23 protein-coding genes are annotated in these 23,545 nt (G+C 67.8%); 15 read left to right on the top strand and 8 right to left on the bottom strand.

The features are described from left to right. The first annotated feature begins 168 nt into the window (after window positions 1-168). Window positions 169-1,557 carry an FAD-binding oxidoreductase gene (locus G3I17_RS10205; RefSeq protein WP_164595719.1) on the top strand — a complete coding sequence of 463 codons (1,389 nt, stop codon included), beginning with the start codon at window positions 169-171 and terminating at the stop codon, window positions 1,555-1,557. Window positions 1,558-1,561: 4 nt separating this feature from the next. On the opposite strand, the gene G3I17_RS10210 is transcribed toward G3I17_RS10205, so the two are convergent. Next, complete coding sequence (locus G3I17_RS10210; protein ID WP_164595720.1) at window positions 1,562-2,566, bottom strand: hypothetical protein; 1,005 nt, start codon at window positions 2,564-2,566, stop codon at window positions 1,562-1,564. 97 nt (window positions 2,567-2,663) lie between these two features. Here G3I17_RS10210 and G3I17_RS10215 point away from each other — a divergent pair, with 97 nt between their 5' ends. After that, window positions 2,664-3,686 carry a LacI family DNA-binding transcriptional regulator gene (locus tag G3I17_RS10215; RefSeq protein WP_164595721.1) on the top strand — a complete coding sequence of 341 codons (1,023 nt, stop codon included), beginning with the start codon at window positions 2,664-2,666 and terminating at the stop codon, window positions 3,684-3,686. Between the two features lie 32 nt (window positions 3,687-3,718). Here the strand turns inward: G3I17_RS10215 and G3I17_RS10220 are convergent, their stop codons facing one another. Beyond that, a complete protein-coding gene (locus tag G3I17_RS10220; protein WP_164595722.1) occupies window positions 3,719-4,681 on the bottom strand; it encodes a hypothetical protein in 963 nt (320 codons plus the stop codon). A 190-nt stretch (window positions 4,682-4,871) separates the two neighbouring features. On the opposite strand from G3I17_RS10220, the gene G3I17_RS10225 reads away from it, so the two are divergent. Both G3I17_RS10225 and G3I17_RS10230 read left to right on the top strand, forming a co-directional pair. Further along, window positions 4,872-6,383, top strand: coding sequence for a phospholipase D-like domain-containing protein (locus tag G3I17_RS10225; RefSeq protein ID WP_164595723.1), 1,512 nt, complete (start codon window positions 4,872-4,874; stop codon window positions 6,381-6,383). A gap of 39 nt (window positions 6,384-6,422) precedes the next feature. Beyond that, entirely contained in the window at window positions 6,423-7,298 is an 876-nt protein-coding gene (locus tag G3I17_RS10230; protein WP_164596042.1) for an aminoglycoside phosphotransferase family protein, read from the top strand. Window positions 7,299-7,316: 18 nt separating this feature from the next. On the opposite strand, the gene G3I17_RS10235 is transcribed toward G3I17_RS10230, so the two are convergent. Next, window positions 7,317-8,036, bottom strand: a complete 720-nt coding sequence (locus G3I17_RS10235; protein ID WP_164595724.1) for a nucleotidyltransferase domain-containing protein — start codon at window positions 8,034-8,036, stop codon at window positions 7,317-7,319. 138 nt (window positions 8,037-8,174) lie between these two features. Between G3I17_RS10235 and G3I17_RS10240 the strand changes: the two genes are divergently transcribed. Further along, the gene (locus G3I17_RS10240) at window positions 8,175-10,217 is read left to right on the top strand and encodes a copper-translocating P-type ATPase (RefSeq protein WP_164595725.1); all 2,043 of its coding nucleotides are present in this window, start codon (window positions 8,175-8,177) and stop codon (window positions 10,215-10,217) included. A 7-nt stretch (window positions 10,218-10,224) separates the two neighbouring features. Here G3I17_RS10240 and G3I17_RS10245 read toward each other — a convergent pair whose 3' ends face one another. Continuing rightward, window positions 10,225-11,223, bottom strand: coding sequence for a zinc-dependent alcohol dehydrogenase family protein (locus G3I17_RS10245; protein WP_164595726.1), 999 nt, complete (start codon window positions 11,221-11,223; stop codon window positions 10,225-10,227). A 64-nt stretch (window positions 11,224-11,287) separates the two neighbouring features. On the opposite strand from G3I17_RS10245, the gene G3I17_RS10250 reads away from it, so the two are divergent. After that, entirely contained in the window at window positions 11,288-11,599 is a 312-nt protein-coding gene (locus G3I17_RS10250; protein WP_164595727.1) for a helix-turn-helix transcriptional regulator, read from the top strand. A gap of 18 nt (window positions 11,600-11,617) precedes the next feature. Here G3I17_RS10250 and G3I17_RS10255 read toward each other — a convergent pair whose 3' ends face one another. Continuing rightward, window positions 11,618-11,803 carry a hypothetical protein gene (locus G3I17_RS10255; protein WP_164595728.1) on the bottom strand — a complete coding sequence of 62 codons (186 nt, stop codon included), beginning with the start codon at window positions 11,801-11,803 and terminating at the stop codon, window positions 11,618-11,620. Window positions 11,804-11,972: 169 nt separating this feature from the next. Between G3I17_RS10255 and G3I17_RS10260 the strand changes: the two genes are divergently transcribed. The 6 genes from G3I17_RS10260 to G3I17_RS10285 all read left to right on the top strand — a co-directional run bounded on the left by G3I17_RS10260 (window position 11,973) and on the right by G3I17_RS10285 (window position 18,019). Further along, on the top strand, window positions 11,973-13,079 hold the full coding sequence (locus tag G3I17_RS10260; RefSeq protein WP_203589995.1) for a hypothetical protein: 1,107 nt from the start codon (window positions 11,973-11,975) through the stop codon (window positions 13,077-13,079). A gap of 88 nt (window positions 13,080-13,167) precedes the next feature. Next, window positions 13,168-15,960 (top strand): ABC transporter permease, encoded by a 2,793-nt coding sequence (locus G3I17_RS10265; RefSeq protein WP_164595730.1) that lies wholly within the window; start codon window positions 13,168-13,170, stop codon window positions 15,958-15,960. Window positions 15,961-15,965: 5 nt separating this feature from the next. Next, window positions 15,966-16,637 carry an ABC transporter ATP-binding protein gene (locus G3I17_RS10270; protein ID WP_343238257.1) on the top strand — a complete coding sequence of 224 codons (672 nt, stop codon included), beginning with the start codon at window positions 15,966-15,968 and terminating at the stop codon, window positions 16,635-16,637. Between the two features lie 68 nt (window positions 16,638-16,705). After that, a complete protein-coding gene (locus tag G3I17_RS10275) occupies window positions 16,706-17,332 on the top strand; it encodes a histidine phosphatase family protein (protein WP_164595731.1) in 627 nt (208 codons plus the stop codon). A 5-nt stretch (window positions 17,333-17,337) separates the two neighbouring features. Continuing rightward, the gene (locus tag G3I17_RS10280) at window positions 17,338-17,484 is read left to right on the top strand and encodes a hypothetical protein (protein WP_164595732.1); all 147 of its coding nucleotides are present in this window, start codon (window positions 17,338-17,340) and stop codon (window positions 17,482-17,484) included. A 4-nt stretch (window positions 17,485-17,488) separates the two neighbouring features. Further along, entirely contained in the window at window positions 17,489-18,019 is a 531-nt protein-coding gene (locus G3I17_RS10285) for a DinB family protein (protein ID WP_164595733.1), read from the top strand. A 19-nt stretch (window positions 18,020-18,038) separates the two neighbouring features. On the opposite strand, the gene G3I17_RS10290 is transcribed toward G3I17_RS10285, so the two are convergent. Beyond that, the gene (locus G3I17_RS10290) at window positions 18,039-18,389 is read right to left on the bottom strand and encodes a YciI family protein (RefSeq protein WP_164595734.1); all 351 of its coding nucleotides are present in this window, start codon (window positions 18,387-18,389) and stop codon (window positions 18,039-18,041) included. A gap of 309 nt (window positions 18,390-18,698) precedes the next feature. On the opposite strand from G3I17_RS10290, the gene G3I17_RS10295 reads away from it, so the two are divergent. Continuing rightward, a complete protein-coding gene (locus G3I17_RS10295) occupies window positions 18,699-19,460 on the top strand; it encodes a class I SAM-dependent methyltransferase (protein WP_164595735.1) in 762 nt (253 codons plus the stop codon). 227 nt (window positions 19,461-19,687) lie between these two features. On the opposite strand, the gene msrA is transcribed toward G3I17_RS10295, so the two are convergent. Both msrA and G3I17_RS10305 read right to left on the bottom strand, forming a co-directional pair. After that, window positions 19,688-20,326, bottom strand: coding sequence for a peptide-methionine (S)-S-oxide reductase MsrA (gene msrA, locus G3I17_RS10300; protein WP_164595736.1), 639 nt, complete (start codon window positions 20,324-20,326; stop codon window positions 19,688-19,690). An 87-nt stretch (window positions 20,327-20,413) separates the two neighbouring features. After that, window positions 20,414-21,853 (bottom strand): PLP-dependent aminotransferase family protein, encoded by a 1,440-nt coding sequence (locus G3I17_RS10305; RefSeq protein WP_164595737.1) that lies wholly within the window; start codon window positions 21,851-21,853, stop codon window positions 20,414-20,416. Window positions 21,854-22,074: 221 nt separating this feature from the next. Here G3I17_RS10305 and G3I17_RS10310 point away from each other — a divergent pair, with 221 nt between their 5' ends. Next, window positions 22,075-22,617, top strand: a complete 543-nt coding sequence (locus G3I17_RS10310) for a hypothetical protein (RefSeq protein WP_239062414.1) — start codon at window positions 22,075-22,077, stop codon at window positions 22,615-22,617. Window positions 22,618-22,765: 148 nt separating this feature from the next. After that, a complete protein-coding gene (locus G3I17_RS10315) occupies window positions 22,766-23,359 on the top strand; it encodes a helix-turn-helix domain-containing protein (RefSeq protein WP_343238258.1) in 594 nt (197 codons plus the stop codon). The last annotated feature ends 186 nt before the right edge of the window (window positions 23,360-23,545 follow it).

Below are 23,545 nucleotides of genomic sequence, written 5' to 3' on the forward strand. Positions count from 1 at the left end.
TACCACGGTTCCCGGCTGGGCGAGTTCTGGCTGTGACCGGCTGGAAACCCTTGGTAGGCAAGGGAATCGCGTGAGCTCCCGGTAAGCGGCGAGGCGTTGACCGGCTTCGCAACCGGGAGCAGCATCGGGGTGTCAACTGGGGAACATCTAAGCAAGGGGGGAGTTCCCATGTCCGACACGATCGCGCGTCCGTCCGGTGCTCATCGGGGACGGCCGGACGGGTTCGGGGGAGAGGTGATCCGGCCGGGCGATTCGTCGTACGACGAAGCCCGGTCGGTGTTCAACGCGATGATCGACAAGCGGCCGGGGTTGATCGCGCAATGCGAGTCGGCGGCCGATGTCGCCGCGGCGGTCCGGTACGGCGTCTCGGAGGGGCTGGAGATCGCGGTTCGGGGCGGCGGCCACAGCGTTGCGGGCACCGGCGTGACGGAGGGCGGCATCGTCGTCGACCTGCGCAAGATGCGGTCCGTACAGGTCGATCCGGAGGCCAAGCTCGCGCGGGTCGGGGGCGGCGCTACTTGGGCGGATGTCGATGGCGCCTGCCAGCAATACTGGCTTGCGACGACCGGCGGTCGCGTCTCGACCACCGGGGTGGCTGGGCTGACGCTTGGCGGCGGGTCCGGGTGGCTGGAGCGGAAGTTCGGGTTGGCGTGCGACAGCCTGGTGTCGGTCGAGCTCATCACGGCCGACGGGCAGTTGGTGATCGCCGACGAGACCAGGAACACCGAGTTGTTCTGGGCGCTACATGGTGGCGGGGGCAACTTCGGGGTGGCGACGTCGCTGACGTTCAAGCTGCGGCCGTTGACCTCGATGACGCTGGCGATGGTGTTCTGGCCGGCCGACGCCGGACCTGAGGTTCTCAGCCGGTACCGCAACCTGATCGAGGCAGGTGCGCCGGAGGAGTTGGGCGGCGGCGTGATCCATCTGACGGGGCCGCCGGAGGACTTCGTACCGCTGCATCTGCAGGGCGAGCGACTGGTTGCGGCGGGCGCGTTCTATGCGGGGACCGAGGCGGAGACGAGGGAGGCGTTCGCGCCGATGTTCGATCTGTGCCCGGAGGGCGTGATGGTTGCGGAGATGCCCTATGTCGCGATCCAGTCGGCGCTGGATGATCCGCCGGGGTTCCGGAACTACTGGTCGGCGGAGCACCTCGACGAGTTCCCCGACGACGCGATCAAGGCGTTCTGCGATCGGGCGGTGGACATGCCGTACCCCTCGCCGTCGCAGCAGTTGGTGGCTCCGTGGGGAGGCGCGGTCGCGCGTGACGCCGGCAAGTGGCCGTTGCCGCACCGGAGCGCGGCCTGGGTGATCCACCCGTTCGGGATGTGGGCCGACGCGGCCGACGACCAGCGCGGGATCGAGTGGGCGCGGAATCTGTGCACGGATATGAAGCCCTGGTCGACCGGGTCGGTCTACCTGAACTTCATCGGTGACGAAGGCCAGGACCGCGTGGTGGCCGGCTACGGGCAGGACAACTACGACCGGCTGGCCCGGGTCAAGGCGGAGTTCGACCCGGGCAACGTGTTCCATCTGAACCAGAACATCAAACCGGCTTAGGTGTTCAGACGGCGCGGGCGATGGCGATGGAGCCTTCGAGGCGGGTACCGGCCTCGTAGATCATGTACTCCACGCCACCGTCCGAGCCGAAGGCAGGCGCTGCGCAACGACCGTTGTCAGGTGCCCCGGGCAACGGTGTGTGGAAGACGCCGAGGTGGTTGCGCTTGTCGAAGTTGTTGCCCACCTCGGTGATCCGCATCGCCCCGCCGGCCTCGATGTTCGTGTGGTAGACGACGTACGTCGAACCGTTGCGCTCGGCAATGGCCGGTGCGCCGATGTCGCGGGCGCCGACGTCCTGCGGGTTGATCAGCGGCGTCTGGGAGAAGGTCCAGTTGCGGCCCTCCGGCGACCAGCCCCAGCCGATCGAGCGACGGTTCGCGGTGGTGTTGATCATGAAGACCATCACGTACCGGGCGCCCTTCGACGGCAGGTCGTGGCGGAACACCCGCGCGTACGACGCTTCCGTCGTACCGGCCGGGAGCATCGAGGTGGAGAGCACCACCTTGTCGTAGGTGAAATGGATGCCGTCGGTCGAGCGGGCCAGCCGGGTGGTCGTGTTCTCGCCGTGGAAGTACATCCACAGCTCGTTGACGTCGTCGTTCCACAGCGAGTGTGGTGAGGAGACGTGGGAGACGTTGTAGTGCGGCGACCAGGTGCGGCTGATGATCGGGTTGGCCGCGTACTCGGTGTACGGGCCGCCGAGCGAGTTCGAGTACGCCAGGCACAGGCCGCCGGGCGCGTCATGCGGGGCGTAGTACAGGTAGAAGCGGCCGAGGGCGTTGCTGATCCGGCCGACGGTGCCGCGGACGCTGGGGAAGATCAGCTCGCCGGTCGGGTTGTAGCGCAGGTTCGCCTTGTTGAACGCGACCCGGACGTAGTTGTAGTTGGGGAATCCGCCGGGGGCGGCGTTCGCGGTACCGGTGAGCTGCAGGCCGGCCGCGAGGCCGAGCCCGACGCCGGCGGTGCCGCGGAGTAGGGTCCGGCGGCTGACGGGAGGTAGGTTCGTCATCCTGGTTCCTCACACTTCGGGGGCGGTTGCTGCCGAGTGTGTAATCCGGTTGGTGGGCAGTCAATAAGCTAATCCGTATTAGCTAAAGGTGATAGCGATGGCAAGGGCGCCGCGGCAAGCGGATATCGCCGCCGCTGCGGGGGTTTCGCAGACGACGGTCTCGCTGGTTCTGTCCGGGAACACCGACGGTATGCGGCTGTCGGAATCGACCCGGCGGCGAGTGCTGAAGGCGGCGGAGACGCTCGGCTATGTGCCGGACCCGGTCGCCACGCGGCTGGCGTCGGCGCGTAATCACATGATCGGCGTCTACACCTTCGCCTCCGCGTTCCCGACCGCCGTGGACGACTTCTACTACCCGATCCTGGCCGGCATCGAGGAGGAGGCGGCGGCCCTCGGCCAAGACCTGATCCTCTTCACCGGTACCGGCGGTCTCGACGCGCGGGCGGACGACAAGACGGCGATCCGCCGGACCAGGATCGCCGACGGCTGCCTGTTCTTCGGGCGCCACGTACCGGAGGAGCCGATCGACTGGCTGCTCGGCGGCGGCTTCCCCCTCGTCTACATCGGCCGCCGCGACGAGCTCGACGGGCGGATCCCCTTCGTAGGCGTGGACTACGTCGCCGCCTCAGCTGCCGTCATCCACCGACTGGTCGAGGCGGGGCACCGCGAGATCCGCTACTTGCGCTCGATGGACGATGCGCTCTCCTCCTCCGACCGCGAGCGCGGCGTCCTCACCGCGGCCGAGTCAGCCCAGCTGCCGGTACGCCGGATCGTCGCGCGAGCCGCCGACGCGGAGGTTCGCGATTTGGTCGAGCGCTGGCGCAACGAAGGCGTGACCGCCGTCGTAGTCGAGGAGACCGACACGGGCTCCCTGTCGACCGCATTGCTGGCCGCGCTGAACGGCATCCGGGTGCCAGACGAGTTGTCGATCGCAGTACTAGGCCAACCGAAGAACCACCCAGAACTCAGTGGCTTCGACGTCCCCCGCCGAGAACTCGGCCGCCGAGCAGTGCGCCTGCTCGTCAACCAGATCACCTCATCAACTGCTCGGCCCCCCGAGCAGGTCCTCCTCGACTGCATTCCCGTCGCCGGGTCGACTATCGGGGCTCCTGGGTGGTAACTAACTTGCACCTGGAGACCAAAAGTTTCCCACTAGTCGCCTAAGGAGCACTGGCGAGCGTTGCAGGGGTGCGCGGGAAGTGCGGGCATGCGGCGGCGAAGTACCTGGAGAACCTGTACGGCGGCCTCGCATGGGCGGGTGGTGATGTCGAACCACCCGTACCGCAGCGTGGCCTCGGCTCTCAGGGTGGCTCGGTTGTCGCGGTCGAGGTCACGCCGTCGATGCTGCGGCGCGAGGTGGAGACGCCCGTCGAGCTCGACCACCAGCCCGTACTCGGGATAGGCGACGTCGGTGAATTCCCGGCCCACCTGGCGCTGCCGTACTCCGGTCGGCAACCCGTGCCGCCGCTCGACGTCGCGCAGGTAGCGCAGTTCGAGCAGTGAATGCGAGCCCGCCGCCACGTCGGCCAGGATCGGCCGCAGTACTGATCGATGGCGCAGCCGGCCTCTCCCGTCGAGCGCGAGCAGGATGTCGGCTGGACTGACCCGCCCGCTCTGGCAAGCTTCCGCGATCGTGGCGGCAGCGTCGTCCGACGTCTCCGAGATCCCGACGATGTCCAGTACTGCGTGGGCCGCCTCTCGCCGCGGCGGGATGACCGCGGCCAGACGGTCCTCCCAGTGAGCGTCGCGACGGATCAGCAGGTTGGGGCGGCTCCGCACTCGCCGATCGCGGGGGATGGTCACGTACACCGGGCGGCGGTCGTCCCGCTTGATCAGCCCGGATTGCTCGGCCGCGGTGTAGTGGCTCCAGGCTGCATCCGGGCCCGCGTACAGCAGCGCTGCCAGCAGGCGTTCGTCGTACCCGATCGGTCCGGTGTGGGTGGCATAGACACCGGGATGGACCGTCTGCCAGGCCCGCCGCCGTAGGCGCCGCCGGATGTCGGCCTCGGACCAGGCCGCAGCCAGAAGCTGACTCCGGCCGACAATCCGGTTCTGCGTGTGGATCAGGACCTCGATCCCCTCGTCCTCAAGCTCCTGCTGCCACCACCAGTCCATCCAACCAAGGGTGCCGGAGATGAGCGGATGGCGTTGCGCAGGCTGTGGACAACCGGTCCCTCGAACCCTTGCCGCCGCTGGGTGGTAACTAACTTGCACCTGGAGACCGAAAGTTTCCCGCTTAGTGGCCTCGGGGTCAGTGGCCTCAGCTCGTCAGTTCGGATTCGGCTGGTCGGGGTACCTGGGTCTGGTGAGTGACTGGTTTCTGACGTCTGCCGAGCGCGGCAACCCTGCGTCCGATCTCGAGAGGGCGTGGACGGGCGGCAATGCGGTCAGGCTGATCGTGCACGGCGTCGGCTACTTCCGGCGCCTGTACGACGAACTGTGTGCGCTCACCGCCGGCGATCGGGTGTACTTCACCGACTGGCGGGGTGACGCGGACGAGCGGCTCTTCGAGGACGGGCCGACCGTCGGCGAGGTGCTCTGCGACCTGGCCAGGAGCGGGGTCGAGGTCCGTGGGTTGCTTTGGCGGTCGCATTCTCACCATGTCCAGTTCAACGCCCAGGAGAACCAGCGGCTCGGGACCGAGCTCAACGAGGCCGGTGCCGAGGTGCTGCTTGATCAGCGGGTACGGCGGCTGGCGTCGCATCACCAGAAGCTTTTCGTGATCCGCCATCGAGGGGCCCCGGCGAAGGATGTCGCGTTCGTGGGCGGGATCGATCTGAGCCACCAGCGCCGCGACGATGCCGAGCACCTCGGCGATCCGCAGCAGGCGCCGATGGATCCGCGGTACGGGGATCGGGCGCCCTGGCACGACGCGGTGCTCGAGTTGCGCGGTCCGGTGGTCGCGGAAGTGCTCCGGACCTTCGTCGAGCGATGGGACGATCCGAACCCGCTGGACCGGCGGACGCCGTACCGGATGGTGGTGCAGCGGTTGGAGCGGATGCCGCGTCATCCGGCCAAGCTGCCCGAGGAGTTCCCGGATCCACCCGAGGCGGGGCGGCACGAAGTACAGGTGTTGCGGACGTACGGGCACAAGCATCCGGCGTTCCCGTTCGCACCGAAGGGTGAGTACAGCGTGGCGCGGGCGTATCAGAAGGCGTTCGGGCGGGCGCGGCGGTTGATCTACTTCGAGGACCAGTATCTGTGGTCGTCGGTGGTGGCCGAGGGGTTGTGTGAGGCGTTGGAGCGGTCGCCGGAGCTGCGGGTGATCGCGGTGGTGCCGCGGTATCCGGATGCCGACGGGCGGTTCAGCGGGCCGCCCGCGCGGTACGGGCAGCTGCAGGCGATGGACAGGCTGCGGTCGGTGGCGCCGGATCGGGTCGCGGTCTACAACCTCGAGAACGCGGCTGGTACGCCGATCTACGTGCACGCGAAGGTGTGCGTGGTGGATGACGAGTGGTTCACGTGTGGTTCGGACAACTTCAACCGGCGCTCCTGGACCAACGACAGCGAGCTGACGTGCGCGGTGGTCGGCGACGGGCTGGCGCGGTCGGTACGGGCCGAGCTGTGGGCCGAGCATCTTGGTGGCGAGCCGAATCTCGATCCGGCGGAGGGGTTCGAGCAGTGGAAGGCTGCTGCCTCGGCGCTGGACTCGTGGCATGACGGTGGTGAGACCGGGCCGCGGCCGGCTGGTCAGGTGCGGCTGCATGAGCCGGTACGAGTGGGACGGCTGGCGAGGTTGTGGGCGCGGCCGGTGTATGACCATGTCTACGATCCCGACGGTCGCCCTCGGCGGCTTCGGCGGAAAAACGAGTTCTGAGAGTCGCCGTCGGTGGGTTTGGATGGGGGCATGGGCAAGATGCATGCGGACGAGGCGCCGATCGACGAGCAGTTGGTACTGCGGCTGGTGGCGGCGCAGTTTCCGCAGTGGAGCGGGTTGGGGGTTTCGGAGGTTCCCTCGAGCGGGACCGTCAATGCGATGTACCGGCTCGGGGAGTCGCTGACCGTACGGCTGCCGCGGATCGCGGGTGGGGTGTCGGACATCGAGAAGGAGTTCGAGTGGTTGCCGCGGTTCGCGCCGTTGGTGCCGGTGCGGATCCCGGTACCGGTCGGGCTGGGGGAGCCGGGGGACGGGTATCCGTGGCCGTGGTCGGTGCAGGAGTGGATCGACGGGGACATCGCGGTTGCGGGGGCCGTGGTGGAGCCTGGTGGGTTGGCTGAGGAGCTGGCTGGGTTCGTACGGGCGTTTCGGGTTGTCGAGTTGCCGGGCGGGCCGGCGGCGTACCGGGGTGGGGCCTTGGGTTCTCAGGATGAGGAGACTCGGAAGGCTCTTGATCAGCTGGAAGGGTCGATCGATACGGCGACGGCGTTGGCTGCTTGGGAGTCTGCGCTGGCGGCGACACCGGCGGCTGCGCCTTGCTGGGTGCATGGCGATTTGATGCCTTCCAACCTGTTGCTCGACGAGGGCGGCCGGCTGGCCGCGGTGATCGACTTCGCGACCGCGGGGGTCGGGGATCCGGCGTGCGACCTGATTCCTGCGTGGAATCTGTTGCCTGCCTCTGCTCGTCTGGTCTACCGCGAGGCGCTGGGCGTCGACGATGACGCCTGGAATCGCGGCCGGGGGCGCGCGCTATCGATGGCGCTGATCCAGCTCCCGTACTACCGGCACACGAACCCGGGGATCGCCGCCAACGCCCAGCACGTCATCGACGAAGTGCTCGCCGACTTCAGCTAGCCACGTGAAATCCCGAGGCTAGTCGCCGGACAACCGGAACCCCGCGAACAGGCGGCCGCCGTGCGCCGCGAGGATGGCGTCGACGGTGCTGATCATGGCCGCCGGCTTGCCATCAGCGGCCGCGCGCAGAGCGGCGGGTAGTGCGGTTGCGTAGTTGGTGGCGTGCGTCCCGTCGTACTCGATCAGCTCACGCAGGAGACCTTTGCCAGTGCCGGTCCAGTGCTGGGCGCCGGTCAGCAGGAGGTTGGCGGCGTCCTGCCAGAGGATGGCGGCGACGGCGGTCCGTACATCGTTGCTGTCGGCACCGATCAGGTCTTCGAGGAGATCGGAGACCTTGTACCTGAGCATGGCGAGGTCTTGAGGTGAGAGCGGCGGCGGGCCGGCCAGGATTTGGGCCTTGCCGCTCTCCTGGAGCCGGGCGCCGGAGCCGTCGGTGTCGAGCAGCACGATCGTCTCGCCGACCAGGCGCATCATCGAGGGCTGCCGGCGTTGGCGGTCCTTCTCGCAGTAGTGGGTCAGCGACTCCTCGGTGTGCACGAAGAGCTCGGCCGGCCAGCCGCCGTACTGGAGCGATTCTCGCAGCGGTGCCGGCGGCCCGGGGAGCAGGACGGTGATGTCGAGGTCCGAGGTCGCGGTCGCGGTGCCGCGGGCAACACTTCCACCCAGCCAGGCCGCACGAGCCTGTGGATAACGCTCCTCGACCAGCTTGCGGGCCAGCTCGACCGCTTCCTCGACCATCCGCTCAGTCTCCCTGGATCGGGGGGCGAGCTCCACCGACTTTCCGGAAGCGGGAATAGGAAATGGGTGGGGCGGGTTGCCGGGGTCATACCCCATGGGGGTATGGTTGAAGCGCTGGGGAACCGATGGAGGGCACAAATGAGCGACCAACACGCGCCGCACACCACCCACGACGTGCACGCCGGCGAGCACGAGCACGATGGGCATGGGGATCATGCGGCGCAGTTCAAGGATCGGTTCTGGGTCAGTTCGGGGCTGGCCGTGCCGGTGGTGTTCTTCAGTGAGATGTTCGCGGATCTGCTCGGCTACCAGCCGCCGGAGTTCGCGGGATCGAGCCTGATCGCGCCGGTCATCGGCACAGTGATCTTCCTGTACGGCGGGCAGCCCTTCCTGCGGGGCGGCTGGAGTGAGCTCAAGAGTCGCCGGCCGGGGATGATGCTGCTGATCTCGATGGCGATCACGGTCGCGTTCGTGGCCTCGTGGGTGACGACGCTCGGGATCGGCGGGTTCGACCTGGACTTCTGGTGGGAGCTCGCGCTGCTGATCGTGATCATGCTGCTCGGGCACTGGCTGGAGATGCGCGCGCTCGGCGCCGCCTCCGGTGCGCTCGACGCGCTGGCCGCCCTGCTGCCCGACACGGCCGAGAAGGTTACCGCCGACGGCGTGGTCGAGGTTGCCCTGAGCAACCTCTCCGAAGGTGACGTCGTACTGGTCCGCTCAGGCGGTCGCGTCCCCGCCGACGGTCAGGTGGTCGATGGTCAGTCCGAGGTCGACGAGTCGATGATCACCGGCGAGTCCCGCCCGGTACTACGCGCCGTCGGCGACCAGGTCGTCGCCGGTACCGTCGCAACCGACAGCGCCTTGCGCGTACAGGTCACTGCAGTCGGCGAGAACACCGCCCTGGCAGGGATCCAGCGCCTCGTCGCCGAAGCGCAAGCGTCGTCATCGCGAGCGCAGGCGCTGGCCGATCGCGCCGCCGCGTTCCTGTTCTACTTCGCTTCCTCCGCGGGCGTCATCACCTTCCTGGTCTGGAGCCTGCTGGGCAAGCTGGACGATGCGGTGACCAGGACCGTCACCGTGCTGGTGATCGCCTGCCCGCATGCCCTCGGGCTCGCCATCCCGTTGGTGATCGCGATCTCCACCGAGCGCGCCGCCAAGGCCGGCGTACTGGTGAAGAACCGGTTGGCGCTCGAGCGGATGCGGACGATCGACATCGTCTTGTTCGACAAGACCGGCACGCTGACGAAGGGTGAGCCGGCTGTCACCGGCGTCGCGGCGGTTTCCGTTGCCGACAACGAGTTGCTGGCAATCGCGGCGGCCGTCGAGTCGGACAGCGAGCACCCGCTGGCCAAGGCGATCGTGCGGGCGGCCGACGAGGCCGGCGCGCAGCGGCTGAAGGCTTCCGGTTTCAGGTCGCTGACCGGCCGTGGAGTCGAGGCTGAGATCGATGGGGTGCACGTGTCGGTTGGCGGGCCCGCCTTGCTCCGTGAGACCGGCGTACAGGTTCCTGGCGAGTTGGAGGGTGCTGTCCAGGAGTGGAAGGACCGGGGTGCCGCGGTGTTGCAAGTGGTTCGTGACGGTCAGGTTCTCGGCGCGATCGCGTTGGAGGACGAGGTTCGGCACGAGTCGCGGCAGGCTGTCGATGCGCTCCACCAGCGTGGGGTGAAGGTCGCGATGATCACCGGTGACGCGCATCAGGTGGCCGCGGCGGTGGCGGCCGAGTTGGGGATCGACGAGGTGTTCGCCGAGGTGCTGCCGCACGACAAGGACGCCAAGGTGGCCGAGTTGCAGGCGCGCGGGCTGCGGGTGGCGATGGTCGGCGACGGCGTGAACGATGCGCCGGCGCTGGCTCGTGCCGAGGTCGGGATCGCGATCGGCGCTGGTACGGACGTGGCGATCGAGTCGGCCGGAGTGGTGCTCGCTGCGGACGACCCGCGGGCGGTGTTGTCGGTGATCGACCTGTCGAAGGCCAGCTATCGCAAGATGTGGCAGAACCTGGTCTGGGCGACGGGCTACAACGTCATCGCGGTACCGCTGGCGGCCGGCGTACTGGCCTTCGCCGGGATCGTGTTGTCGCCCGCGGCGGGCGCGGTACTGATGTCGCTGTCGACGATCGTGGTCGCCCTCAATGCGCAACTGCTCCGCAGGCTGAACCTCTCACCCGACCGCCTGGCGTCCTGACCGGCTGTCAGCGGGAGGTGGCGACGACGATTTTGCCGAAGTGGGTGTTGGATTCGAGGTGTTCGTGGGCCTGGATGATGTCTTCGAGGTCGAAGACGCGGTCGACGGTCGGCCGGAAGGCGCCGGTGCGCAGGCCGCTGCTGACGAAGGCGATGGCCCGCCGTAGCCGCTCCGGGTTTCGGCTGATCTCCTGGACCGAGTAGGTGCGGAGGTTGAGAGCGGGCATCCCCAGCTCGAACCCCGGGTACGGCGTCGGCTGGCCGCTGGCGGCGCCCCAGAGGAAGTGGGTTCCGTCGGCGGCGACCGCTCGAGCCAGCTCGACCACTCCCGGGCCGGCGACGGCATCGAACACGTACTCCGCGCCGCGCCCGCTCGTCAGCGACAGGATGCGTCCGGCGACGTCCTCTTCGGTCGAGACGATCACCTCGGCCGCGCCCTCATCGAGCAGCCGCTGCCGCTTGGCGCGGGTGCGGGTGATGGCGATCGGCGTTGCCCCCAACCGGTTGGTTGTATGGATTGCCGCCAGCCCGACGCTGCTCGACGCCGCGTTGATCGCCACGACATCACCCGCGCGGCCGCGGCCGATCTCGACCATCGCGCCGTACGCCGTCAGGTAGGGCATCCACACCGCGGCGCCCGCCACGGCGTCGACCGGCTCGGGGCGGGGGACCAGCGCGGTCACCGGCGCCAGCGCGCGTTCGGCGTACTGGGGGTAGTCGTTCTGAGAGAAGTTCGGGATGACGCTGACCGGTTGGCCGACGGTGAAGGCGGTGACGCCGGGGCCGAGTGCCTCGATCACGCCGGCGGCCTCGCTGCCGAGGCCGGCCGGGAACTGCTTGACCGGCTCGATGTACTGACCGCTGCGGAAAAGCACGTCCGCGCGGTTGAGGCCGATCGCGTCGATGCGGAGCAGCACCTCGCCCGGGCCCGGATCGCCTGGCTCGAGGTCGTCCAGTCGTAGTACGCCGGGGCCGCCTGTTTCCTGGAACCGCACGGTCATCGCCATGGGCTCACTCAATCCTGAAGTTTGATTACTGTCAAACTATGATGGGTGTCGTACTATTTCGTCCATGGCACGTGTGCCGCAGCATCCCGAGGTGTCCGAGTTCGAGCTCCAGCAGGTGCTGGAGGCGCTCGTCGACCCGGTCCGCCGGAGCATCGTCCAGCAACTCGACGCCGCGGAGCGCGATATCAAGTGCGGCGACTTCGAGCTGGCGGTGCACAAATCCACCGCCACGCATCACTTCAAGGTCCTCCGCGAGGCGGGTCTGATCCGTCAGTACTACGTCGGCACCTCTCGCCTCAACACCCTCCGCCGCACGGACCTCGACGAAGCCTTCCCAGGCCTGCTCGCCGCGCTGACCACCCCACAAGCCAGCTAGTGGCACGGAGCCAGGGGGTCACTCGTAGGTGAGGGTGACCTCTTCGCTGACGGTTCCGTCGGGGTTCGTGACGGTACGGCGGTGGACGGTGGCGCCCGGCGGATCCCAAGGGAGTCCTGGCGGTGGTACGGGGTTGCCGTCCTCGTCGAGCGGCGGGCGGTCGTCGGCTTCCGGTCGCGGTACGTCGGGGAGATCCGAAGACACACCGACCACCTCCGTGGAGCAACTGTTGATCGAGCCTGGCACAGATACGGAGGCTCAGCCACTCGGACGGTTGCAGGTTGCTGCAAGCTGCGGGCGACCCGTAGTACTGGCCCGGGCTGGGCGGGATGATGCGGGTTTGGCTTGCGGGGGAGGCGATGTGCGGACGTTGATGACGGGCCCGGCATGGGTTTCGTATGCGCAGATCTATGTCGAGAGCACGGAGACCTGGGCCGATCTGCACGAATGCTTCGGCGGTCAGCAGAACGGGTTGTGCGGTGCAGCGATCGGCGGCCGGCTGTGGTTGATCACCGGTCTGCACACCGGGGAGGTCGGCTTCACGGTCGAGTTGCACGACGACGAGCCGCCGGTGGATGAGGAGTGGGAGGAGGTCGTCGAGGCGTCATACCGGCCGGAGGGGCCGACTGCGCTCAACGGCTGGGGCGGTCATGGGTATTGGCCGCTTGACTTGGAGCTCATCGACTATCGGGTTCGGTACTCCGCTTGGGGGATGGAGGCCAGCGAACAATCCGCCGGGCCGATGGATGGCGAGCGGTATCTAGTGCAGTTCTGGCCGGCCCCGCGGGCGCCGGATCGCGTCGTACGGCAGACCAGCGCGCAGGCGGCGTACTGGCACGACTTCGCCAAGACGCAACCGCCGCCGCCCACCGCCGAGGAACGAGCTGAGTCCGAACGGCAGCGCGCCGAGGAAGAACGGCGAGCAGAGGTCGAACGTGAGCGCAGGGAGGCCGAAGCGCTGCTGGCGGTCGAGACGGAGAACTGGGGCGGGCGGCTGCCAAGCGATCGCCTCCGTGAGCTCTCCTGGCGAGCGATCGAGGTGGCCGAGCTCGACCGTCCGCTGCTGGATGCGGTCGATCAGCTGGACGGCGCCACGCAGCGAGCGATCGCACGCTGGGCGGCGCGCCGTACCCTCGCCGAGGCCCGGTTGGCGGAGATCGACTGGATCGCTTCCGCTCTGGACGCGATGGACAGCGGCGAGGAGTTGCCCGCGAGCTTCCACGAGTCGCCTGGTGCGTGGGAACGGCTGTGGTCCGACCGCCGGATCGTGAGTACCACGATCACGACCGTCGATGGGCACAGCGACAACTTCCATCAGCAGTCGATGGCGTTCCCCGCGATCCTCGCTGCGTCCGCCGATGATCCGCTGGTGGCGGCGGTCGACACGATCAGGATCGGCGCCCACACCTACGGCTTCGGCCGGCCGCAACTCTTCTTCGCCGCCCTGCGACGGGCTTTCCCATCTCTGGCTCTGGTGTAGGCATGACCCGGTCGGGCGGGATGATGCGAAGTGGGCGAGGGCTGGCTGGGGAGGCGCTGGTGGGGATCTCGATGACAGGACCTGCGTGATGTTCGGGTTCGTGCTTGCGCAGTTGCGGGGGCGACTTCGGCGTACGGTCGCATTGCTGGTCGCGGTGGTGGCGGCGACGAGTGGGTTCGTCGTGCTCAGCGGGGCTGCGGAGACGTCGCAGTTGCGGACCACGGGGACGGTGGAGGCCAACTACCGGTCGGCGTACGACGTACTGGTCCGGCCGAAGGGTGCTCGCTCTGAGCTTGAGCAGCAACGCAATCTGGTCCGGCCGAACTATCTGTCCGGTATGTACGGCGGGATCACGACGGCGCAGCTCGATCAGGTGCGGGCGGTGCGGAGCGTCGAGATCGCGGCGCCGATCGCGATGCTCGGCTTCACCTACGCCACAGTGGAGCAGTCGGTGGATCTCACCGACCAGGTCGATCCGTCGGCGCAGCAGCAGGTCTTCCGGCTCACTCCGACGTGGCTCGCGGACCGTGGGCTGACGGTGATCGACGACGCGCCGCAGTACGTCTATCTCAGCCGCAACGCCTTGTACAACGCGAAGATCATCGTCGGACTGCAGCCGCCCGGACCTGTCTACGCCAACGGCACGGCACTGCGTCGAGACCCCTTCTTCAACTGCAGTTCCAGCGTTCTCGAGGTCTCTGCGGCCGGCCGGCAGACCCCGCTGTGCGCGTGGACGCTGGACCCCGATGCGAACGGCACGACCAAGCGGGAGCGGACCGGGCTGATGATCTGGCAGCGGTCCACGGACGGCCGGTACTCCGATGTGCTCGCCGTGCCGCGGACCACCATCAAGCGGTTGGTGGTGAAGGTCAGTTGGAAGGTGATGATTCAGGCCGCGGCGATCGATCCGCCGGCCGAGGCCAAGCTGGTCGGGCTCGATCAGGCGATGATCGGCGGCCGGTACCTGTCGGCGGGAGACCAGCCAGTGGTCGCCGGGGTGAACCATTCCGAAGACGGTTATGACGATCGCTACCTGAGCGTGCCGACGATGATGGCCGACAAGTCGTACGTCGACGAGCAGGTCCAGATCGTGATCGAGCGGCTCGCACCGGGCGCACAGGCCGCACTGGTCGGCCACGAGTACGTCGACGCGCTGCCGCTCCTCGGCCGTACGCCCGGTACGCCGGTCGGCGCGCCGATTCGGTCGAGCTCCGTGCCTGACCTGAGTCGCACGCAGGCGAGTCTTGGTGTGCTGTACCGGCCGGGCCCACCGTCGTACCAGCTGGGCTCGACCGGCCGGCTGATACCCCAACCGGCCGCGATCAGCCCGGACGTCTGGCGGGGGTCGACTGACAGCGGCTACTTCGACCAGCCACCGGCGTTCGTGTTCGACACCGGATTCCGGCCGCTCGGACCGACCACTTCGGGGGATTTGTCCGGTACTTCCCTGCCCGTGGGCGAGATGGTCGGTCGCTTCGATCCGGGGCGTTTGCGCGGCTTCTCGCCGCTGTCGACGGTGCCGCTGGAGACGTACCAGGCGCCGGGGCTCGACGGTGCGGATGATCGCTCCCGCCAGTTGCTCGGTGGCCGGTCGTTGCTGCCGACCAGCAGTCCCACTGGGTATCTGTCCACGCCGCCGCTGATCCTGACCAACCTCGCGGCGCTCGACCGGCTGCCACTGGCCGACTCGTCTGCTCCGCTCAGCGCCATCCGGGTTCGGGTGTCCGGCGTCACCGGGATGGATGCGATCAGCCAGGAGCGGGTCCGTGGGGTCGCGGCCGACATCGCTGCCGCCACTGGGCTCGACGTCGACATCACGATCGGCTCGTCGCCGTCGCTGCAGGCCGTGACGTTGCCGGCTGGGAAGTACGGGCGGCCGGAGCTCTCGCTGGTTGAGAAGTGGTCGCGGAAGGGGGTCGCTGTGACGATCATGGCTGCGGCGGATCGGAAGAGCTTGCTGCTTTCCGTGCTGATTCTGGCGGAATGTGCTGTTTTTCTTGGCAATGCGGTGGCTGCGTCGGCCCGGTCGCGGCGGCGAGAGCTCGCAGTACTGACTTGTCTCGGCTGGCCTCCTGGGCGGCTTGCTGTCGGGTTGCTGGGGGAGGTGGCGTTGGTCGGGGCGGCCGGTGGGCTTCTTGCTGCTTCGATCTCGACTCCGTTGGCGCAGTTGGCTGGGCTGGCGGTGCCGTGGTGGCGGGCTGCGTTGGCGGTGCCGATCGGGCTTGGGCTGGCGTTGGTTGCGGCGGCTCTGCCCACGCTGTCTGCGATCCGGGCGACTCCGGCTGAGGCCGTCGTACCGGCGGTACGGTCGGTACGTCGTAGTCGGCATCATCGGACCGTCTTCGGTACTGCGTTGGGGAATCTGGCTCGTGTCCCAACGCGTGCTCTGCTTGGGGTTCTGGCTTTGACCGTGGGGGTGGCCGCGGTGACGTTGCTGGCGGCGGTGCTTGTTGTTTATCGCAACCAAGTTGTCGGGTCGATGCTCGGGGACGCGGTGACTTTGCAGGTCAGGCCGGTGGACTTGATAGCGACCGGGGCAACGGTGTTGCTGGGAGTCGTTGCTGTCGCTGACGTTCTCTATCTCAATGTGCGCGAGCGGGCGGGGGAGATCGCGGCGTTGTGGGCTGCCGGGTGGACCGACAACGCGTTGTTGCGGCTGGTCGTCTACGAAGGCCTCGGGATCGGCGCTCTTGGAGCGATCAGCGGTGCTGCGCTGGGAATGGCGGGGATCGGGTTCTTCGTGGGTGGGATCACGGCGGGGTTGGTTGTCGTTGCGTTGTTGACAGCTGTTGGCGCGACGTTGCTGGCCGGGTTGTGTGCGGTCGTACCGGCTCTATTACTGCGGCGGCTTCCGTTGGCCGCTCTGCTGGCTGAGGAGTGAGCGCTGTGACGGGTGGTTCCGTGGTGGAGGTCAGCGACCTCGTCAAGGCGTTCGGGCCGGCATCCAACCGGTTGGTTGCCGTCGATGGGGTGTCGGTGCGGATCGAGCCTGGCAGTGCAGTGGCGTTGACCGGGCCGAGTGGGTCGGGGAAGTCGACGTTGCTGCACTTGATCGGGGCGATCGAGCATGCCGACAGTGGGTCGGTGCTAGTCGACGGGTCCGAGGTCACGACGCTCAACCGGCGCGGGCTGGCGGCGTACCGGCGGTCTGTTGGGTTTGTCTTCCAGCGCTATCACCTGCTGCCTGCGCTGACGGCGGAGGACAATGTGGCAGCGCCGCTGCTCCCGTTCCGGGTCGACTTCGACAAGCGGGCCCGGGCGCGGGAACTGCTCGAGGTGGTGGGGATCGGCGATCGGTGTACTGCGTTGCCGTCGCAGTTGTCGGGCGGGCAACAGCAGCGGGTGGCGATCGCCCGCGCTCTCGTCGGCGGGCCACGATTGCTGCTAGCCGACGAACCGACCGGCAACCTCGACTCGGCCCGCACCGAGGAGATCATCGACCTGCTACTGAAACTCCGCGACGAACGAGGCATGACAGTAGTCATCGCCACCCACGAACGAGACGTCGCAGCCCGCTGCGACCGCGTAGTCCACCTCCAGGACGGCCAAATCCAGTAGAAGCCCCAAGCGTTCGGTTGTGTGAGGATCCAAGGGCCAACCCGGCTACTAGGCGGAGGAGGCCGGAAATGTCCGGTACTGCTACTCGTTACCTGTACCTCGCCCGGCACGGTCAGGCGTTGCCCGACCAGAGCGGGCTGTCGGCGAATGGGCGTCGCCAGGCGGAGTTGCTTGGGCGACGGCTTCGGGACGTGCCGCTTTCGGCGTTCCATCACAGCCCGTTGCCTCGCGCGGTGCAGACGGCTCAGGTGATTGGCGAGCAGCTGCAGGCGGCGGTTGCGCTGGAGGTATCAGAAGCTGCCGGCGACTACCTCCCTGCTGCGCCGAAGCAGGGCGAAGTGCCGGCCGAGTATGCCGATTTCGTGCTCAACGTCCTTGCGCAGTTCACACCTGATGAGCTTGATGAAGGCCCCGTCCTTGCCCTCAAGGCTCTTGAGCTCTTCACCGGCCCGGTCGACGGCGCGGACGATCGCCACGAACTGCTGGTCACTCACAACTTCCTGGCCGGCTATCTCGTCTGCCAGGCCGTGGGCGCTGCGGGGTGGCGCTGGCTCACCCTCAACCACTGCAACGCCGCGCTGACAGTACTTCGGTACGCCCCGGGTCGGCCCGCCTCGATCCTTGTCTACAACGACATGCGCCACCTGCCGAAGGACCTACGCTGGACGGGCTTCCCGCCTGAGCTTCAGGTCTGAGCTTCATGTCTAAGGCGAAGGAGCCCGAGGTCGACGAGTTCCTGACCGCCGACCCCGGGAACGCCGTCGAGGAACTGGCGGATGTGCTGGAGGTCTGGCCCAAACCGCTCCAAGTAGAGGTCAGAAGCTGTCCGCTTTGCCTTCTAGAGTGAAGGCATGACAACGAACGAGCAGATCGTGACCGGTGAGCGGGCCGACATCGTCGACTTCCTCACCAAACACCGGTACTTCCTGCGGCACACCGCCGACGGGCTCTCCGACGAGCAGGCGAACACCCGCAGTACCGTCAGCGCGCTGACGATCGGCGGCCTGATCAAGCACGTTGCCGAGGTCGAGCGGAGTTGGGCCGATTTCGCGCGGGCCGGTGGCGGCCAGGAAGTACCCGAGGAAATCGAGTACACCCCGGAGCGGATCGCCCAGTGGGAGAACCAGTTCCGCCTGGCCGAGGGCGAGACGCTGGCCGGCGTACTGGCGGAGTACGAGAAGGTCGCAGCCGCCACCGACGAGCTGGTCCGGACCCTCGACCTCGACACCACCTACGAACTCCCGGCCGCCCCGTGGCAGCCCCCGGGCGTCTTCTGGACGGTCCGTCGCGTCTTCCTCCACATCACAGCCGAAACCGCCCAGCACGCCGGCCACGCCGACATCATCCGGGAAACAATCGACGGCCAGAAAACCATGGGCTGACCACCACGTAAGTACTGGGTCAGCGCGGGCTTGACGGCGGGGCGGACCGGAACAGGCGGACGTCTTGGGCACAGCGGCAGGCGGTGGCGACCTTGGCGGCCCATTCTGCCGCCGCCTCGCGGGTAGGCACATCGACGATCATCAAGCCGCCGATGAGTTCCTTACTCTCCGGGTAGGGGCCGTCGGTGACCACCCCGCCCGCGTCCACCTGGAAGGCCTCCACGTCGTAGTCCAGCCCACCGGAGAACACGAAGACACCGGCCTCCGCGGCCTCCTTGCGCACCGCGACGGCGGCTCTGGCCACGTCCGGCATGTCCTCGGCAGGGAAGTCCATCGAACCTTCTTCGAACGAGATCAGGTACAGCGTCATCTCACCACTCCTCGTCTCGGAGGCCGGTCTCCGGCCCAACACTCCTGCTACGAACGGTTCGATCCGGATCCGACAGGCTGCCGACAGGAAATTCCAAGAAGGCCCGGGCAGGTACAAGAAGCGTGCCTCAAACCGGTACAGCGGTAGCGGCAAACAGGCCGGCAACCATCGCCACTTCCTGCAACGGCCGGGGGATGACCAAAAGGAAGAGGACACCACCGTGACGGTGATGCCCTCGAGTTCGGGTGGGGGCTCCCGGCGGTGGAAAATGACAAGCGCTTGGGGCGTGGAAGATGCCAGGATGCCGGCATGGTTGCGCGCGCGTTGAGTTTCGGGGCAGTGGCGGAGGCGTACGAACGGTTCCGGCCTGGGTACCCCGTGGAACTCCTCGATCTGGTGATGGCTTACGCCGGTGGGCCGATCCGGACCGCCCTCGAGATCGGCGCCGGGACAGGCAAGGCAACGCGCCTGTTCGCGCAGGGAGGGATCGCGGTCACGGCGACCGAGCCTGACGCGGCCATGCTCGCGGAGATGCGCAAACACCTGCCGGCAAACGTCACAACTGTGCAAGCCGCATTCGAGGACTTGCCGCCCGATACGTCGTACGAGCTGGTGTATTCGGCTGCCGCCCTCCATTGGACCAACCCTGAAGGCCGGTGGGCCCGGATGGCCGCACTCGTCCGACCGGGCGGCGTGTTCGCCTCGTTCGGTGTACCGATCCAGCTGGCCGACCCGGCCCTCAATGAGGCCGCGCGTGCGGCACGTGCGGCGTACCTGGAGGAAGACGGCGTCCCGTCGCCCGACGGCACACCCGCGGATCGCCCGATGCAATGGCCCGGCACGGAGCTCCAGCAGTCCGAGTGGTTCACCGATGTCCGGCAGTCGGTGATCGAACGGCGCCTGACGATGAGCGCCCACGACTACATCGGACAACTCTCGACGGTCTCGGCGTACGTGATGCTGCAGCCCGCCGACCGAGACCAGGTCTTCCGCCGAATCCTCCAGGTCCTCCCCGAAACCGTAGAACTCAACGCCCAGGTCGACGTCCACCTCGCCCGCCGCCACCACTAGCCCGACGCCCCGCACTCGGCAGGATGTCGGGGCGGTAGCGATCCGCATCAGCATGGGGCCGTACGTGGTTCGGGTGGGCTCAATGCAGTAGCGCGACATGCGAGTACCGGTGGGGCAAATGCGCTGACCCCACGGATGCGGGTTTCGTTCGCATCGCGTGGGGTCGCGGGTGGTTCGGGTGGGCTCAAGACTTCAGCCCGCTAGACGAGTACGGGTGGGGCGATCTGTTAGGCCGGGAACTTGGCGCCGGTGTTGCTGTGGCAGCGGTAGCCGTTGGGGTTCTTGGCCAGGTACTGCTGGTGGTAGCCCTCGGCGTAGAAGAAGTCCTTGGCGGGGGCGATTTCGGTGGTGATGTCGCCGTAGCCCAAGGGCTTGATTACGGGGGCGTAGAGGTCGCGGGTGCGTTCGATCTCGGCCCTTTGGGCGTCCGTCGTGTAGTAGACGGCTGAGCGGTACTGGGAGCCCAGGTCGTTGCCCTGGCGCATGCCCTGGGTCGGGTCGTGGGTTTCCCAGAAGACCTTGAGGAGGTTGGTGAAGGTGGTCTTGGCCGGGTCGTAGACGACGCGGACCGCCTCGGTCTGGCCGGTGCGGCCGGAGCAGACCTCTTCGTAGGTCGGGTTGGGGGTGTAGCCGCCGGCGTAGCCGACTGCGGTCGTGTAGACCCCGGGCTGCTGCCAGAAGATCTCCTCGGTACCCCAGAAGCAGCCCGTGCCGAACCAGACTTCCTCGAAGCCCTCGGGAGCGGGTGCGGTCTGCGGCGTACCGAGCACGATGTTGTCCGCCGGTACGGCGAAGGTGGGCTCGGGGCGGCCCGGCAGGGCGGCGTCCGGCTCGACCAGGGCTGACTTTTGCTTGAAGAACGACATCTCACGCCTCTCGCAGAGTGACTCTCATAGTCTCTCAACGCCACTGCCTCAGTGATCCTTCCCCCGGCCGATTACGGGGCGTTTACGTCAGGCGATCATCGCGGCGGTACGCCGGAGCTGTGGCCCGGCGGTCAGCGACTCGTACGACGACGCCAACCGCGAGACGGCGTCACGCAGAGTGTCCGGGTCCAGCGTGTATGGCAGCCGCAGGAACGACTCCAGCCCACCGTCCGGGGAGAAGCGCGACCCGGCCACCAGCAGTACTCCGTTCCGTTGGGCCACGCCCACCAGGCTCGACCCGACCGGCTCGGGGAGTTCGCACCACATCGACAGGCCGCCGCCGGGCAACTCGAAGCGCCACGACGGCAGCTCAGTACGGAGCGCAGAAGCAAGCGTGTCGCGGCGGAGAGCCAGCGCTGCTCGCCGCTCGGGCAGCACGGACCGGTACGACTGCAGCAGCCGCGTGACGACAAGCTGCTCCAGTACGGGCGCGCCCAGGTCGAGGGAGGCGCGGGCGTCGAGGATGCGGGCGACCAGCGACTCCGGCGCGCGCAGCCAGCCGATCCGCAGGCCGCCCCAGAACGACTTGCTGACCGAGCCGACCGTGATCACACCTTGCGGGTCGAACGACGCGAACGGCGGTGGCAGTTCCTGCCCGTCCAGCGGTAGCTCGAAAAGCGTCTCGTCGATGATCGCGGTCGTCCGGGCGCGGGCGAACGCGGTCGCCAGCCGCTGCCGGTCATCGGCAGACATCAACCAGCCGGTGGGATTCTGGAAGTCCACCACCATCCAGGCGGCTCGCGGCGACGACTGCCGAATTGTTGCTTCCAGCAACGGAAGGTCCCAGCCGGCCGGGCTCATCGGTACTGCGACCACCCGGCAACCACTCCGCCGGATCGCGTCCACCGAGTTCGGGTGGGTCGGGCTCTCGGTCAGCACCCGGTCGCCGATCTGGGTCATCGCGCGGACCGCGATCGACGTGGCGGCCAGCGCGCCCGCGGTGATGATGATCTGATCCGCCGTCGTCGGCAGCCCACGGGCCCGGTACGACGCCGCGATCTCCTCACGTAGTACCGGCAGCCCCTGCGGGTGGTAGCCCGGTGTGGCCAGATGCAGCGGCAGATCCTCGACCGCCTCGGCCACCGCGCTGCTGATTCCCGGTACGGACGCCGATGCCGCGCAAGTGAGGTCGTAGAGCCCATCGGTGTCGATCCACGGGGCGTGATGCCGGCCGAGCTCGGGCCCGACCTTCGACGGCAGCGAGGTGACGCTGCCCGAACCGCGCCTGCTGGTCAGATAGCCCCGATCGCGCAGTTCCCGGTACGCCGACGCGACGGTGGTACGGCTGACTCCCAACGCGTCGGTCAGTTCGCGCTCCGACGGCACCCGCGCGCCCGGCATGATCCGGCCGTCCGCGATCAGCAACCGAAGCCGCTCGGCCAGGCTCCGGTACGCCGGTCCGCTGTCGTCGCTCCAGCTGCCGAGGAGGCCGGCGAGCGTGCTGGCGGGAAGCTGTTGCGCTGTCATGCAGTCCACTATTGCCCAATTGGCTATCGAACACCAGGCCAATCGGCCGCAAACTGGTTCCTGTGACCGCCACTTCCGAAGCCCCTGCCAACAACACCACCGTTAAGACTCCCCGAGGCCGCCAACTGGCTGCACTGAACCCGATCGAGCAGCTCAAGGCCGGGCACCTGCCGCGCCGCCTGGTCCAGCTCTACATCGGGCTGCTCCTGTATGGCGGTTCGATGGGCCTGATGGTCCAGGGGAACCTCGGCCTCGACCCGTGGGACGTCCTGCACTCGGGCATCACCAAGCACGTGAACCTCAGCTTCGGCACCGTCGCGATCGCGGTCAGCTTCCTCGTCCTGCTCGCCTGGATCCCGCTGCGGCAGTGGCCCGGTCTCGGCACGATCAGCAACGCCATCGTGATCGGTCTGGCCGTCGACCTGACCCTGGCGGTCGTGGACCGGCCGGACCAGCTCTGGCTGCGGATCGTCTTCATGGTCTCGGGCATCGTCGTGAACGCCCTGGCCGGCGCGCTCTACATCGGTGCCCAGCTCGGCCCCGGCCCGCGCGATGGGATGATGACCGGCCTCGTTCGGCGTACCGGCAAGAGCGTGCGCGTGGTCCGGACCAGCATCGAGGTCACCGTGCTCGCGGTCGGCTGGCTGCTCGGCGGCGTCGTCGGCTTCGGCACCATCGCCTACGCCCTGGCGATCGGCCCGCTGGTCCACGTCCTTCTCCCGCTCTTCACCGTGAAGCTGACCACCGAACCGGCGAAGAACTGAGACCGCGGCTGCCGGACCAGGGGGCCCGGCAGCCGCGCACCACAGGACCCCTCAGCCTGCGGGATCCATGGTCAGCCGACCGGTTCCCTCCCTGGAGTCCGCCCACTACCTGCCGGTCGGTAGGTAGTGAAAGTGAGAGGGTGGTGATGTGCAGCACGAGATCAGTTCGCGAGAAGGCGCCCGGCCGCCCCGCGACACCAAGGCAGAGATCCACCGGGCGGCGCTCGAGCTTTTCTCCTCGCGCGGTTATGAGAAGACGAGCCTGCGGGAGATCGCCGAGCAGGTCGGGATCACCAAGGCGTCGCTGTATTACCACTACTCCTCGAAGCAGGAGTTGCTGCAGGCGATCGTCGGGACGTTCTTCGACGACATCAAGACTGTGTTCGCGCAGATGGACGGGCTGGTGTGGTCCCCGGAGCGGGAGCACGAGGTACTGACGGCGTACCTGGACGTCGTCATCAAGCACCGTACGACCGGGCCGACCGTACTGCGCGACATCACCGCGGTACTGGCTGCCTTCGACGACCAACTGGACGACCTGATCGAGCAGAGCCGGGCCTTCCAACTGTGGCTGGCCGGACCGAACCCGAGCGCCGCCGACCGGATCCTCGCGGCTGCCGCGGTCGAGGTGATCGGCGCGGTGCTCTCAGCCGGCCTGGATCAGGCCGCGGTATCCGATGAGGAGATCCGCACCGTGTTACTGGACGCGGCAGGCGCAGTACTAGCCCGCAAAACCAACTAGCCCCACCCGTGCTCGTCCCCCAGGTCGGCGCATTGTGCCCGCCCGAACTGCTGGTGTTGGAGCTCGGTTGTTGCAGAGGCAGCAGGCTGCTTCGAGTGCAATCACCGTCGTCGCCATACCTCTGTGCAGCTCGGTGGCGCGATCTGTGGCGCTGTCCGACGGGAATCTCGGCTTGCCCGGCAGCGG

The organism is Streptomyces sp. SID13031, from assembly GCF_010548305.1.
Lineage (GTDB): Bacteria > Actinomycetota > Actinomycetes > Propionibacteriales > Kribbellaceae > Kribbella.

Bases quoted from the DNA above. Each gene is read 5' to 3' on its own strand.
- G3I17_RS10205 (WP_164595719.1), top strand. From the start codon at position 169: ATGTCCGACACGATCGCGCGTCCGTCCGGTGCTCATCGGGGACGGCCG.
- G3I17_RS10210 (WP_164595720.1), bottom strand. From the start codon at position 2,566: ATGACGAACCTACCTCCCGTCAGCCGCCGGACCCTACTCCGCGGCACC.
- G3I17_RS10215 (WP_164595721.1), top strand. From the start codon at position 2,664: ATGGCAAGGGCGCCGCGGCAAGCGGATATCGCCGCCGCTGCGGGGGTT.
- G3I17_RS10220 (WP_164595722.1), bottom strand. From the start codon at position 4,681: ATGGACTGGTGGTGGCAGCAGGAGCTTGAGGACGAGGGGATCGAGGTC.
- G3I17_RS10230 (WP_164596042.1), top strand. From the start codon at position 6,423: ATGCATGCGGACGAGGCGCCGATCGACGAGCAGTTGGTACTGCGGCTG.
- G3I17_RS10235 (WP_164595724.1), bottom strand. From the start codon at position 8,036: ATGGTCGAGGAAGCGGTCGAGCTGGCCCGCAAGCTGGTCGAGGAGCGT.
- G3I17_RS10240 (WP_164595725.1), top strand. From the start codon at position 8,175: ATGAGCGACCAACACGCGCCGCACACCACCCACGACGTGCACGCCGGC.
- G3I17_RS10245 (WP_164595726.1), bottom strand. From the start codon at position 11,223: ATGGCGATGACCGTGCGGTTCCAGGAAACAGGCGGCCCCGGCGTACTA.
- G3I17_RS10250 (WP_164595727.1), top strand. From the start codon at position 11,288: ATGGCACGTGTGCCGCAGCATCCCGAGGTGTCCGAGTTCGAGCTCCAG.
- G3I17_RS10260 (WP_203589995.1), top strand. From the start codon at position 11,973: ATGACGGGCCCGGCATGGGTTTCGTATGCGCAGATCTATGTCGAGAGC.
- G3I17_RS10265 (WP_164595730.1), top strand. From the start codon at position 13,168: ATGTTCGGGTTCGTGCTTGCGCAGTTGCGGGGGCGACTTCGGCGTACG.
- G3I17_RS10275 (WP_164595731.1), top strand. From the start codon at position 16,706: ATGTCCGGTACTGCTACTCGTTACCTGTACCTCGCCCGGCACGGTCAG.
- G3I17_RS10280 (WP_164595732.1), top strand. From the start codon at position 17,338: ATGTCTAAGGCGAAGGAGCCCGAGGTCGACGAGTTCCTGACCGCCGAC.
- G3I17_RS10285 (WP_164595733.1), top strand. From the start codon at position 17,489: ATGACAACGAACGAGCAGATCGTGACCGGTGAGCGGGCCGACATCGTC.
- G3I17_RS10290 (WP_164595734.1), bottom strand. From the start codon at position 18,389: ATGACGCTGTACCTGATCTCGTTCGAAGAAGGTTCGATGGACTTCCCT.
- G3I17_RS10295 (WP_164595735.1), top strand. From the start codon at position 18,699: ATGGTTGCGCGCGCGTTGAGTTTCGGGGCAGTGGCGGAGGCGTACGAA.
- msrA (WP_164595736.1), bottom strand. From the start codon at position 20,326: ATGTCGTTCTTCAAGCAAAAGTCAGCCCTGGTCGAGCCGGACGCCGCC.
- G3I17_RS10305 (WP_164595737.1), bottom strand. From the start codon at position 21,853: ATGACAGCGCAACAGCTTCCCGCCAGCACGCTCGCCGGCCTCCTCGGC.
- G3I17_RS10310 (WP_239062414.1), top strand. From the start codon at position 22,075: ATGGGCCTGATGGTCCAGGGGAACCTCGGCCTCGACCCGTGGGACGTC.